The sequence below is a fragment of the Roseovarius atlanticus genome, assembly GCF_001441615.1.
GTDB lineage: Bacteria > Pseudomonadota > Alphaproteobacteria > Rhodobacterales > Rhodobacteraceae > Roseovarius > Roseovarius atlanticus.
This window is the reverse complement of record NZ_LAXJ01000001.1, coordinates 1-13004: the sequence shown is the minus strand read 5'-3', so window position 1 is coordinate 13004 and position 13004 is coordinate 1. Positions and strand designations below refer to the sequence as shown.

Below are 13004 nucleotides of genomic sequence, written 5' to 3'. Positions count from 1 at the left end.
CACATCCGCACATGCCGGGCGGCGGTCTCGACACAGCCGCCGCCCGAACTTTCTAAACGTTCCATTTCAGCGTGAAGGGGCAAGCCATGTCGACCAGTGGCGAGCAGGACACGGACCAGCGATCCGCCGAGGAACTGGCCGATATCGAAAAGAAATTCGATGAGGGTGCCGCGACGCGCACCGTGTCTCCGGGCTTCGGACAGTTCCTCCGCTACGTCGCTTTGGCGTTCGCGACCTATCACTACCTGACGGCAGGCTTCGCCCTTCCGCCGGATTTCTGGCACATGGGGTGGCACCTTTCTGGCCTCTTCATCCTGACCTACGCGCTCTTTCCCATCTTTGCGACCAGCACGGCCTATGACTATTCCAATGGGCCGTTTCGGATCGGCGGCGTGCCCATTTTCGACATTCTTCTGATGATCCTCGGGACCGCCTCGGCGCTCTATCTCGGTCTGGCCTGGCGGGGCATTCCGGCCTTGGGTATCGAAGAACAAACTTTTCGCATGGGCAACCCCAACACCTATGACATGGTGTTCGGGTGCATCCTTATCGTGCTCGTGCTGGATATCGCGCGCCGCACGCTGGGATGGATCCTGCCGCTGATCATCTGCGTCTTCATCTCTTACGCGCTGTTCGGGCCGATGTTTCCGGGGCTTCTTCAGCACCCCGGCGTCAACTTCAAGACCTTCGTCAGTTCGATGTACTTCCCGCAGGAAGGCATTTTCGGTGTCACTCTGTGGGTCGTGTCGACGATCGTGTTTCACTTCGTCCTGTTTGGCGTGATCGCGCAGCGTACGGGGCTGGGCCAGCTTTTCATCGACAGCGCCACGATCCTGGCGGGGCGCTACACCGGCGGGCCGGCCAAGGTCTCGGTCGTGTCCTCGGCCTTCTTTGGCACGATCTCGGGCTCTTCGGTGGCCAACACCGTGTCCACCGGCGCGCTGACCATCCCCAACATGAAGCGCCTGGGCTATCCCGGTCACTTCGCCGGCGGGGTCGAGGCTGCGGCTTCGGCAGGCGGTCAGATCACGCCGCCCATCATGGGTGCGGCGGCCTTCATCATGGCCGAGTTCCTGGAAGTGCCCTACACCACCATCGTAATCGCCGCGATTTTTCCGGCACTTCTGCACTATGTCGGCGTTTTCGCCGTGGTCCACCTGATGGCACGGCGCCTGGGCTTGCAAGGGCTGAGCAAGGACAAGCTGCCGAAATTCAAGGCGGTCTGGAGCCATGGCTGGGCAAACGTGATCCCGCTGATCGGGCTTCTGATGGTGCTGTTTGCTGGATACACGCCCTACATGTCCGCGTTCTGCGGCATCTCGCTGTCCATCGTTGCGGGTATGTCGCGGATCCGGCAGCCACTGACATTGATCTATGCCGCGGCCTTTATCGCCTTTGTCGTTTGGAAATACCTTGGCGGCGGTTTCGAGCTGAACATGAGCATCATGCTGATCCTGGGGGCCGTGATTGCCACGTTGAACCCGCAGCCCCGCACCACCATCGGCGAGATGGCCGACACGTTCGAGACCGGCGTGAAATATGCCTTGGCCGTCGGGGCCGCGGCGGCGGCGGTCGGTATCGTGATCGGTGTGATCAACACCACGGGTGTGGGCTTCCGCATCGGTTTCATGGTGACGCAGGCGGCGTCGAACCTGGGCAGCGACCTGCATTGGCTCTTCTCTGTCGGCAGCTGGGAACTCTTCTCGGTCCAGGATCTGACGCTCTTCATCAGTCTGGTCTTCATCGCGCTGGCCTGTATCCTGATGGGCGCGGGCGTGCCGACCACGGCGCTTTACATCATGCTGGTGTCGGTGGCGCAGCCCGCGCTGGCGCAGCTGGGCATTCCGCCCATCGCCAGCCATATGTTCGTGCTCTATTACGGCGTCGTGGCCGAGATCACGCCACCGGTCTGTACCTCGGCCTATGCCGCCGCGGCGATTGCCGGCTCGAACCCGTTCCGCACCGGCATATCGGCCTTCACGCTGGGGCTGGGCAAGGTCGTCGCACCGATGGCTTTCGTCTATGCGCCGGTGCTGCTGTTCGTGTCGACCGCAGGTTTCGATTTCTGGCAATTCACCTACACGGCCGCCAGCTGCATCTTCGGCGTGATCTGCCTGTCGGCTGCAGTGGTGGGCTATTGGCTGGCGCCGATGGGGGCGATCTTCAGGTGGCTGATGGCCTTGGCGGGGCTTGTCTTCATCGCGCCATCGCTCCAGGCCGATCTCGTGGCGCTGATCATTGCTGCGCCTGCGCTGATCAGCCAAGTGCTCCAGCGCAACCGTTCCGTACAGGCCGCGTGAACCGATGGAACCGGATGTCACAATTCTCGGGGCCGGGATCGTCGGTATCTGCACGGGGCTGAGCCTGGCCGAGCAAGGGGTGCGCGTGCGGCTGATCGACCGGGACGCGCCGGGTCAGGCAACGTCTTTCGGCAACGCCGGGGTCATCTCGCCTTGGTCGGTCGTGCCGCAATCAATGCCGGGATTGTGGAAGAAGGTCCCGGGCTGGCTGCTTGACCCTTTGGGCCCGGTCACGGTCCGTCCCGGGTATTTGCCGCGCTTCGCCAGCTGGGGCCTTCGGTTCCTTGCGCAAGGCCGCGAGGCGCGTGTGCGCGAGGTCTCGGCGGCGATGGAAATTCTCAACAGCGACTGTGTCACCCTCTATCGCCATCATCTTTACGGCACGGGTCACGAGGACTTGATCCGCGACAGCTTTTACGTTCACGCGTTCCGCAACGGCGCGGATGCCCGACTGGACGCGCTGGACAACGTCCTGCGGCAGGAGGCCGGTGCCGAGCTGGAACGCATCGACGGTACGGACCTGAGAGACGTGGAACCGGCGCTGTCTTCGGATTTCCAGGCCGCGATCCTGATCAAGGGGCAGGCGCGAGCCGTTTCACCGGGGCGCCTTGGCAAGGTCCTGTGCGATAAGCTGCGCACAATGGGCGGCGAGGTCGTGCGCGCCAATATACGCGGCCTGCGCCCGGTCGAGACAGGCGGCTGGTCCTGCACCACGGATATCGGAGAGTTCACCAGCCCCAAACTGATCGTGGCGATGGGGGTGTGGTCGGCGAAACTGCTGGAGTCCTTGGGCGTTCGCATCCCCCTGCAATCGGAACGCGGTTACCACGTCTCGTTCACGGCACCGGGGGTCGAGTTGAACAACTCCGTCATGGATGTCGACAGAAAATTCGTGGCCTCCAGCATGGAAGACGGGCTGCGCGTCGCCGGGACTGCCGAGTTCGCCGGCCTTGACGCTCCGGTCAGCCAGAAGCGGCTCGATGGGCTGATAAGACTGGCACGGGATATGGCACCAGACCTCGACGTGGGCGCCTGCACAACCTGGTCCGGCCAGCGCCCGAGTTTGCCCGACAGCCTGCCGTGCCTGGGGGAAGTGGACGGTTTCCCTGGCCTGATCACGGCGTTCGGTCATGGGCATTGCGGGCTGATGATGGCGCCCAAGACCGGCCGGATCGTGGCCGACATTGCGGTGGGCAAGCCGGTGAACCACGACCTGAGCCCCTTCAGCGCAGATCGGTTTCGCGGAAAGGTCCGGGCGTAATCAGGCGGTCCATTTACGTGCCGAGATATCGGGGTTGGTTGCCGGCATGGACCCGATCAACGACCGTGCGGTCAGGCGATCGCCTCGCCCCGCGCGGCCGTGCGCCTGAAGCACCGCCATTCGCGCTAATAGCGCCGTGCCGGTTGGCGCGCGGTCCATCTTGCCCGGCCGGATCGCAACGGCGGCAGTGGTTCCCAGCCCGCCCGGCGCTTCGAGCATGAGCCGCATTTAAGGCTCCTGCATCTGCTTCGGAATGTTTTGGCGGCACCAGCAGGTCTATGTGACGAACGATCTCGCTGCACGGCTCATTGAGGACAAAACTTCGCTAGCCGCCGTCGCGGGGCGATCCAGCGGCTTTTCCTGCCGCAGCGTGCCGCTGGGCCGGGGACGGAACACTGCCGACGAGGACATCCCCGACCTCGCCCTCGGTATGAGCCGAGACCACATGGATCGTCCGGACCGAGCGCGTGTCAGAGCGCCTTGCACAGGCGCAGCGCGTCGTAGATCGCAGCGTGGGTGTTGCGCGATGCCACTGCGTCACCGATACGATAGAGGCGATACGCGCCGTCGGCGTTGCGCGTCACCTCCTGAGGCCGACCCTCGATCAGCGCGTCATAGTCGACCTCGCCCAGGTTGGACGAGCCGGGCCGAAGATCGAAATAAAGGTCGTCGAGCGGTAAGGTGCCATGGTTCATGACCACCTGATCCACCTGACGGTGCCGGGTGACGCCGCCGTAATCGCTGTCGATAGTCGCCCGAAGCGCATTGCCTTCGCGCTCTACCGCGGCCAGCTTCCAGGTCACCGTGAAGGTCACGTCGCGCTTTTGAAGTTCTCGCATGGCGGGCGTCAGGGACATGCCCATGACCTCGGGCGCAAAGCTGCGGTCGCGGGTCATGATCTCGACCCGTGCGCCGGTGACGGCGATCTTTTCGGCGGCCTGAAGGGCTGCAAAATCGCCCGCCTCGTCATAGATCAGCACATTCGTTCCCGGCTGAGCATCACCCGACAGGATATCCCAGCTCGACACCACAAGATCCTCGCCACCGCCCGGAACCTCGACCTGCGGCAGGCCCCCAGTGGCCACGATAATCACGTCAGGATCATCTGCCAGAACCGTCCGGTCGTCGGCGAATGTGTTGAAGTGAAAGGTCACGCCCATGCGCGTACATTCCTCAAAACGCCATTGGATCAGCTGGATCATCTCCTTGCGGCGGTCGGTCTGTGCAGTCAGGCGCACCTGTCCCCCGGGGTCTTTCGCGGCCTCGTAAACGATCACCTCATGGCCGCGGGCCGCCGAAACGCGCGCAGCCTCCAGCCCCGCAGGCCCGGCGCCGATGATGACCACGCGGCGGCGGGTTTCGGCCCGCGGTATCTCGTGCGGCTGCTCGGTCTCGCGCCCGGTGGCCGGGTTGTGCAGGCAAAGCGCCATGCCCCCCTGGTAGATCCTGTCTAGGCAGTAATTGGCCCCTACACACGGGCGGATGCGGTCCTCTTCGCCGCGCATGATCTTGGCGACGATATGCGGCTCGGCGATATGCGCGCGGGTCATGCCTACCATGTCCAGCTTGCCCGAAGAGATGGCGTGGCGGGCTGTCGCCACGTCCTGGATCTTGGCGGCGTGAAACGTCGGGATCTGCGCCGCGGCCCGGATCTCTCCGGCGAAATCCAGGTGCGGGTTGGATCGCATCCCCTGCACGGGGATCACGTCGGTCAGCGCGGCGTCGGTGGCCACATGGCCCCGGATCACGTTCAGGAAATCGACCATCCCGCAGCTTTTCAGACGCTTGGTAATCTCGATGCCGTCTTCCTGGGTGATGCCGCCGGGCTTATCCTCGTCCGCGACATAACGGATGCCGACGATGAAGCCGTCGCCCAGACGGTCGCGGATCGCCGTCAGCACCTCCATCGTGAAGCGCAGGCGGCTGTCATGGTCGCCCGCTCCGAAAGGACCGTCAAGCTGGTTGAGTTGCGGCGACCAGAACGCGTCCATCAGGTGGCCATAGGCCTCGAGCTCGATCCCGTCGAGTCCGGCGGCCTGCATCCGTTCTGCGGCATCGGCGTAATCCTCGATGATGCGGGCGATGTCCCAGTCTTCCAACTTTTTCGGATAGGCCCGGTGCGCCGGCTCGCGCGTGTGTCCCGGCGCAAGGCTGGGCAGCCAGTCGCCCCGGTCCCAGCGGGTGCGCCAGCCGAGATGGGTCAACTGGATCATCACCGCGCAGCCATGTTCGTGGCAGTCGTCCGTCAGCGCCTTCATGTGCGGCACGACCTCATCGCGGTAGGCCAGAATGTTGTTGAAGGCGGGCGGGCTGTCGCGCGACACCACCGCCGATACTGCGGTCATCGTCAGGGCAACGCCGCCCCGCGCCCGTTCCGCGTGATAGGCCCGGTAGCGGTCCGTTGGCAGGCCGTTTTCGGGATAGGCCGGTTCATGGCTGGTGATCATCAGCCGGTTCTTCAAGGTCAGATGCTTGAGCTGGAACGGCTGAAGAAGAGGGTCGCTTGTCACGGGCTGGCTCCTGTGCAGACAGGCCGACACTCGACACCGTGTTCACTTATGTCAATAACGAGTCGATTTCTGTACACGTTGCTTGAGCGACGGCTGGGCGCTTCACAACGATGGCACTCTGATCGAGCCGCAGCTTGATTTCGCGATCCGAAGTTGGGCGCATCAGTCGGACGCGGTGAGGTCTCGCGTGGACACTGCCGACGACGCGCGGCTACACGCATGATGCGGGTGCCCGGTTGCGTTAAGGCATTCTGCGGCAGGGATCCGGCGGCAAACGAGTTTGACCGCTTCCATGCTCGGCTTGGCGTTGCCCCGGCAACAGTCAGACCTGACCCGACGAAGGGCGGAGCGCCTTCAGCGCAAGATGATTTGCCGCAGGGCGACGAACTGGATTAGTCTCGTTGCTGAGGAACAGAAAGGACACGACCATGAAGCCGATAAAGCCGAGCGACCGAAGGATCGCGAACATCCGGGATGCCGACGCGTTTGTGCCGTACGATCCCGTTACCGAACCGGGCACTGCCATGCTCAAGCTCAACCGCGACATGCCGCGCGACGTGGGCTTTTACATCTACAAGATGGAGCCGGGCGCACGGTCGACCCCGCACCGCCATGGCGGGGCGGAGGAATTCGTGATGCTGGAGGGCGAGTTGATCGACAATGACGGCACAGTCTATCGCCAGGGCGATGTCGTGTGGCTGGCACCGGGCACCGAGCATGTCTCGCACACCGAGACAGGGTGCCTGATCGCAGTTTTCGCGGAAGACATGGAAAACCCGCCAGCGGGATAGGGCAACACAGACGCCTACATCGCCGCGCGGGTCTCCGAAAGCTCGCGGTCGAGACGCTTTTCCAGCGTCCCCTGGGGCCGTGTGAACCGCGCCAGCAGGTCGTAAAGCACGGGCGTCACGACCAGCATCAGGACCGCCGACAACGACAGGCCCGCGACGATCACCGTGCCGATGGCCTGACGGCTTTCGGCACCGGCGCCGGTGGCCATGACTAGGGGCAAGGCGCCAAGGATGGTCGAGATCACCGTCATGACGATGGGGCGCAGGCGCAGGGTGGCGGCGCGAATGACCGCCTCGCGTGTTTCAAGCCCGTCATTGCGCAGCTGGTTGGCGAACTCGACAATCAAGATGCCGTTCTTGGCCACAAGCCCCACCAGCAGGATAATCCCGATCTGGCTGTAGACATTCAGCGTGAGCCCCCCAAGCGCCATTGCATATATCGCCCCGGCCAGCCCTGCCGGGACGGTCAGCATGATGGTGACCGGATGCACGAAGCTTTCGAATTGGGCCGCCAGCACCAGGAACACGATCAGCAATGACAGGGCCAAGACAAAGCCGACGCCGGCCGACGTGTCCTTGAAGGTGCGCGACTGACCCTCATATCCCAACTTGGCCTCGACCGGCAGGATGTCCCGCGCCGCCGTCTCGATCGTGTCAAGCACGGTGCCCAGCTGTGCGCCGGGTTCCAGAGCCCCCGAAAGCTGAACCGACGGAAGGCGGTCAAAGCGACGCAGACTGGGCGCGGCGGCATTCTCTCGAAGCTGGACCAGGGCGCCAAGCGGGACCAGTGTTTCACCGTCACCCGCCCGCACGAAGATATTGTCGATATCCGACGGCGTGTCGCGGTCCGTTTCGTTTGCCTGAAGGATCACCGGATACTCGCGCCCCCGGCTGACAAAGCCGGTCACCTCGCGCGAGGCCAGCAGCGTTTGCAACGTACCCGCAATCGTTTCCACCGAAATCCCAAGATCATCGGCCCGCGCCCTGTCGATCGTGATATCCAGCTGCGGCAGGTTCTGGTCAAAGTCGATCTCTGGGTTGACCAGCCCCGGAATTGTTTCGGCCTGGGCTTGCAGCAATTCGGCCCATTCCTTGACGCTTTCGAAATCCGGGCCGCCCACGACCACCCGAACCGGGGTGGAGTTGCCGCGAAGCCCAAGACCCGCAGGCGTCACCGGAAAGCCGCGTGCGATGGTCACGTCCCCCATCTTGGGGGCGATCTGATCGACCACCTCCGAGACGGTCATGTCGCGTTCGTCCCACGGGGCAAGGCGAAAGACCACAAAGGACCGCCACGCCCGGTTGCCCCAGCCGGTAAAGGTGAACACCGTCTCGATCACGCCGGACTGGCGCAACGGCTCAAGAATCTCTTCGACCTGACGCGCCGCGATGTCCGAATGTTCCACCGTGCTGCCCTGCGGGGCCGTCAACGGCACGAACCCCACGCCGCGATCCTCCCGCGGGGCCAATTCGCGCGGCAGCCCATCATAAAAGAGCGCGGCGCCGCCCGTCACCGTCAGCGCGACGGCAAGCACCACCAGCGGGGCCTGTACTGCGCGCTTCAACAAGGCCTCGTATTTGCGTTGCGCCCAGCCCAAGCTTTCGGCGTCGTCGCCGGACACACCGTCGCGCTGGCGCAAAACCTTCGAGGCAAGCGCAGGACAAGCGGTCAGGGCAACGAAGGTCGATATCGCCACCGTGCCCGCCATGACCCAGCCGAACTCGACGAACAACCGACCGACCTGTCCCGGCATGAATGACAGCGGCACGAAGACCGCCATCAGGGTCAGCGATGTGGCGATGACGGCAAAGGTCACCTGACGCGCCCCGCGATAGCTGGCCGCAAGCGGGCTTTCCCCCATCTCGATCCGGCGCTGGATATTTTCCAGCACCACGATGGCGTCGTCGACCACAAGACCGATCGCCAGCAGAAGTGCCAGCAATGTCAGGGTGTTCAGCGAGAAGCCCCAGGCCGAGATCAGGATAAAGCAGCCCACCAGCGACACAGGGATGGCCACGAAGGGTATCAGCGTGGCGCGCGGACTGCGCAGGAAGACGAGGATGACAAGGACGACCAGCGCCAGAGAGATGCTGAGCGCGATCAGTACCTCGCGGATCGAGGCGCCGACGAACAGGGCATCGTCCGAGCCGACGATCAGGGTCATGCCCTGGGGCAGCGTGGGCGTGATTGCCGCGATCTCGGCGCGCACGGCCTGGGAAATGGCCAGGGTGTTCGACTTGCTCTGGCGCAGCACTGCGATACCCACCGCGTCCGTCCCGTCGGTGCGCACGATGGTGCTGTCATCGGCCACGCCCGGCTCCACCCGCGCGACATCGCCGAGGCGCACGGGAAAGCCTGCCACGCGGTCCAGCACCACGTCGCGGAAATCCTCGATGCTGCTCAGGCGGGAATTCAGCCGCACGGTCAGTTGCCGATCCTGCGATTTGACCTCTCCGGCGGGCAGTTCGAGGTTGTTGCGCCGCAGCGCCGCCTCTACATCGGCCACCGTCAGCTTGCGGGCGGCCAGCGCACGCCGATCCAGCCAGATGCGCACCGCGAAAGGCCGCTCACCATAGATATTCAGGTCGGCCACTCCGTCCACGGTGGCAATGCGGTCGGCGATGAAACGGTCGATGTAATCGGTGATCTCGGCGGTGGTCATCCGGTCCGAGGTCACCGCCAGCCGCATGACCGGATCGGCGTCGGCATCGGATTTGACCACCCTTGGCTCATCCGCCTCCTCGGGCAATTGCCCGGTAACTCGGCCGACGGCATTGCGCACGTCGTTGGCGGCATTGTCCAGATCGCGCGAGGTTTCAAATTCCAGCGTGATCCGGCTGCGGCCCTGCCGAGATTCGGAACTGATCGAGCGCAGGCCGGTGATCGCCGCGACCGCGCCCTCAAGCGTTTCGGTGATATCGGTGTCGATCACCTCGGGCGCCGCGCCGCGATACTCGGTCGTGATCGTCACGACGGCATTGTCCACGTCGGGCAACTCGCGCACCGGGATATCCTGCACCGCCGCAAGGCCGAAGACCAGGATCAAGAGACTGGCCACCGCCGCCAGAACCGGCCGGCGCACCGCAATGTCCGAAAGCGTCACGTATCGCCCTCCGACTCGTCAGAGGCAGGTTCGGTCGACTTCACCGTCACTTCGGCCCCGTCGCGCAGTCGGCCAAGCCCGCGGACGGCCACCTCCTCGCCCGGTTCAAGCCCGGCGAGCACGGCTACCTTGCCGCCCTGTCGCGACCCCGTCTGCACAAGTTTTCGTGTGGCCGTGCCATCGGCAACTGCGAACACATAGGTTTCGGCAGCCTGGAACACGATAGCCTCTTCCGGCACCACCAGCGCGTCGTCCTCGGAGAGCGTCAGCGTCAAAGACATGAACATGCCCGCCGGCAAGAGCCCTTGGGGATTGGGGATCAGGGCACGTGCCCGGAACGCCCGCGACACCGGGTCGATCCGGCTGTCCACGGCGTCGATCTGCCCTTCGAAGACCCGATCCTCGAAGGCCACGCTCTGCGCTTCGACCGGCATACCGCGGCGGACTTTTGCAAACAGGGTCTCGGGCAACGAGAATTCCAGCTCCACCTGGCTAAGGTCATCAAGCCGCGCGATCATGTCATCGCTCGTCACGCGCGCGCCACGGTCCACCTCCGGTAACCCCAGCACGCCGGCAAAAGGCGCGAGTATCGTTCGCTGATCCAGCCTTTGCTGGGCGCGGTCCAACTGCGCTTCGGCCTCCGCCAACCGCGCGACCGCTTCCTCTTGGGTGGCCTGGCTCACCGCGTTGGTGCTGCGCAATTGTTCGATGCGCTCCAGGACTTGGCGGCGCTCGACCAGCCGCGCCTTGGCTTCGGCCAAATCGGCGCGCTCTATCGCATCGTCCAGCCGGACCAGGACGGCGCCCTCTTCGACCCGGGCACCCGGCGTGATTGCCAGTTCCACGATGCGGCCGTCCGTCTCGGGCACGATCTGCACCGAATTGACGGCACGTGTCGTGCCAACGGCCTCGACGTTCTGGTAAATGCGCTCGGTTTCGGCCTGCGCCGTCTCGATGGTGACGGGGCCGGACCCGCGGGCCTCTGCCGCCTCGGCCGGAGGGGCAAGATAGGTTTCATACCCCCAATAACCGCCATAGCCGATCAGGCCGAGAAGGCAGATCAGCAATAACTGTTTGAATACAGACATTCGGCGGCTCCATCTTCCCGTTCCGCGGTGACGTCACCGCATCGGGCAGGTTGCCGTAGGTTAGTTTAACCGCCCCGAATAGCAAGCGCGCGCGCCCGTCCGAAGCGGTACGCCGAACCAAGCTTGGCGCTGCCGGCCTTCACATGTCCGTGAGCGTCCGGCGCCGGGATCCGGGCGGGTGCGGCGTATCCGGTCATGGTAAACGATGGCGCGGCGCTTTCGGGTCGTGTAGAGAGGCTGTCGATCGTCGCTGCCCGGTCCGAAAGCACGGCGCGAACGCAACACCAATCGAGGGGCAGCGCTCGGCACATGAAAAGGATATTGCTGGCCGACGACCACGCCCTCGTCCTTGAGACGATCGCGTATTTCCTGACCCGGCAGGCCGGGTTCCAGGTGGAAAAGGCCGGATCGCTGACCGAGGCTTTGCAAGTCAACGCAGAGAAAGGGCCGTTCCATCTGATCCTGCTGGACTACACGATGCCCGGGATGGATGCGCTGGCCGGGCTGACACGGATGCGGGCGCAATCGGGATGTCCGGTGGCGATCCTGTCTGGCACCGCGCCCCCGGATATCGCGCGTCGGGCACTTCGGGCCGGTGCGGCGGGCTTTCTGCCCAAAACGCTCGACCCGGACCAGCTGGTTTCGGCCATAAATCAGATGCTTGCCGGCGAGACCTATCTTCCTCAGCATTTCGGGAACGAAGCCCCGGCAGGAGCAACTGCGACCCATCTGACCCAGCGCGAGCAAATGGTTCTGCGCGGGGTCGCGGACGGCAAGCTGAACCGAGAGATCGCGCGCGAGCTGGACATACAGGAGGTGACCGTGAAGCTGCACGTCAAGACCCTGTCACGCAAGCTTGGCGCTCGCAACCGCACCCACGCCGCGATGCTGGCCCGTGACAGGGGGCTCCTATGACGCGCAACCCAAGCGCGTTGCGGCCTGTCGAAATACAGCTACTGTTCCCGTCCGCGACACGTTAGCGATCATTAAGTATTGGTATTTTATTCGAAAGCGCGATGCGCAACAAACTTTGGGACTCGTTCGAAAGCCTTTTGGCGGAACGCATTCTGGTCGATGGCCTTTCTGTGCGCAAAGCCGTTCCCGAGATATGTCGTGCCTTTCCCGAAGACCCCGTCGGCTACCTGATCCTGGCATTGGTTTCGGCCGCGAACGTGTTCGAAACCGGCGAGCTGTCGACAGGCATCAAGGATCCTGCCCGCGCCCACGAGCTTTACCAGGCCGCCGCCATGGTGGCCTCGGACGTCGCGTTTTTCGAGGTCACCGGACAAAGCCTGCCGTATTCCGGGCATCTGATGGACCATTGGACACGGAGCGGAGAAAGGTTCTTTCTCTTTGCAAGCACCGCGGACGGCGCATGACGGCGGACATAGCAACAATGATTGAAATGATCACTCCGCAGGTTCAGGCAACGCGGCGCATCAAGGGATGGATAGAACAGGTAGATGGCGGAGCGGACGCGACCTGCATCCAACGTTCTCCGCGTTCCGACCCATTTAAAAGTAAGATACTCGGAAGAGTGCCATCTGATACAATCGTAACTGTCATCGAGCTTTCCAAACGGGCACGTCGTTTATGGCGTATTTCGTTGAAAAAATCTTCCTTGATCGATTGTTAAGTCGCGGATTTAACTTTTTCTATAGGAAGAGGTTGGCGATAATGAGACCGAGGTGACCTGCTCCACGATGGTCCCGCGTTCATAGCGATAGCCCGCATTTCTGTTGTTCAATCTACCTGTCATTGGTTTGGGCAAGCGCGTCGGACGCGGCGCCCTCAAATCCTTAAAGCGTCCGCCGCGCTTTTGAGAGAGATTGTCAAAACGGTTCTTAAGAGTAACGCTTTGTATGGCAGAAACGAAATTCGCATAAAGTTCTGCCTGAGTGCCGCAACATGCCGGAAAACGCCGCACTGCTACAGGCTTTGAAGCAACCC

At 63.4% G+C, this 13004-nt stretch carries 11 protein-coding genes; 6 read left to right on the top strand and 5 right to left on the bottom strand.

Annotation, left to right across the window (positions count from 1 at the left end; translation table 11 throughout):
- Positions 1-86 precede the first annotated feature (86 nt).
- Both XM53_RS00045 and XM53_RS00040 read left to right on the top strand, forming a co-directional pair.
- Entirely contained in the window at positions 87-2300 is a 2214-nt protein-coding gene (locus tag XM53_RS00045; RefSeq protein WP_057789138.1) for a TRAP transporter permease, read from the top strand.
- A gap of 4 nt (positions 2301-2304) precedes the next feature.
- On the top strand, positions 2305-3561 hold the full coding sequence (locus XM53_RS00040) for an NAD(P)/FAD-dependent oxidoreductase (protein WP_057789137.1): 1257 nt from the start codon (positions 2305-2307) through the stop codon (positions 3559-3561).
- Here XM53_RS00040 and XM53_RS23995 read toward each other — a convergent pair whose 3' ends face one another.
- Together XM53_RS23995 and XM53_RS00030 are read right to left on the bottom strand one after the other, a co-directional pair.
- Positions 3562-3789, bottom strand: coding sequence for a proline racemase family protein (locus XM53_RS23995; protein ID WP_057789136.1), 228 nt, complete (start codon positions 3787-3789; stop codon positions 3562-3564).
- 242 nt (positions 3790-4031) lie between these two features.
- Positions 4032-6071: an NADH:flavin oxidoreductase gene (locus tag XM53_RS00030; RefSeq protein WP_057789135.1), complete on the bottom strand. Its 2040-nt coding sequence runs from the start codon at positions 6069-6071 to the stop codon at positions 4032-4034.
- A 428-nt stretch (positions 6072-6499) separates the two neighbouring features.
- Between XM53_RS00030 and XM53_RS00025 the strand changes: the two genes are divergently transcribed.
- The gene (locus XM53_RS00025; protein WP_082630646.1) at positions 6500-6862 is read left to right on the top strand and encodes a cupin domain-containing protein; all 363 of its coding nucleotides are present in this window, start codon (positions 6500-6502) and stop codon (positions 6860-6862) included.
- Between the two features lie 14 nt (positions 6863-6876).
- Here XM53_RS00025 and XM53_RS00020 read toward each other — a convergent pair whose 3' ends face one another.
- Together XM53_RS00020 and XM53_RS00015 are read right to left on the bottom strand one after the other, a co-directional pair.
- Positions 6877-9966 carry an efflux RND transporter permease subunit gene (locus XM53_RS00020; RefSeq protein WP_057789134.1) on the bottom strand — a complete coding sequence of 1030 codons (3090 nt, stop codon included), beginning with the start codon at positions 9964-9966 and terminating at the stop codon, positions 6877-6879.
- Complete coding sequence (locus XM53_RS00015; protein WP_057789133.1) at positions 9963-11054, bottom strand: efflux RND transporter periplasmic adaptor subunit; 1092 nt, start codon at positions 11052-11054, stop codon at positions 9963-9965. The genes XM53_RS00020 and XM53_RS00015 overlap by 4 nt, the downstream gene beginning before the upstream one ends.
- Positions 11055-11363: 309 nt before the next feature.
- On the opposite strand from XM53_RS00015, the gene XM53_RS00010 reads away from it, so the two are divergent.
- The 3 genes from XM53_RS00010 to XM53_RS22900 all read left to right on the top strand — a co-directional run bounded on the left by XM53_RS00010 (position 11364) and on the right by XM53_RS22900 (position 12690).
- Positions 11364-11969 (top strand): response regulator transcription factor, encoded by a 606-nt coding sequence (locus XM53_RS00010; RefSeq protein WP_057789132.1) that lies wholly within the window; start codon positions 11364-11366, stop codon positions 11967-11969.
- Positions 11970-12070: 101 nt separating this feature from the next.
- Positions 12071-12433, top strand: a complete 363-nt coding sequence (locus XM53_RS00005) for a hypothetical protein (RefSeq protein WP_057789131.1) — start codon at positions 12071-12073, stop codon at positions 12431-12433.
- The gene (locus XM53_RS22900; RefSeq protein WP_144435395.1) at positions 12430-12690 is read left to right on the top strand and encodes a hypothetical protein; all 261 of its coding nucleotides are present in this window, start codon (positions 12430-12432) and stop codon (positions 12688-12690) included. Before XM53_RS00005 ends, XM53_RS22900 begins: the two co-directional genes overlap by 4 nt.
- 9 nt (positions 12691-12699) lie before the next feature.
- On the opposite strand, the gene XM53_RS23660 is transcribed toward XM53_RS22900, so the two are convergent.
- On the bottom strand, positions 12700-13004 hold a 305-nt coding region (locus XM53_RS23660), incomplete at its 5' end, for a hypothetical protein (protein WP_236544384.1).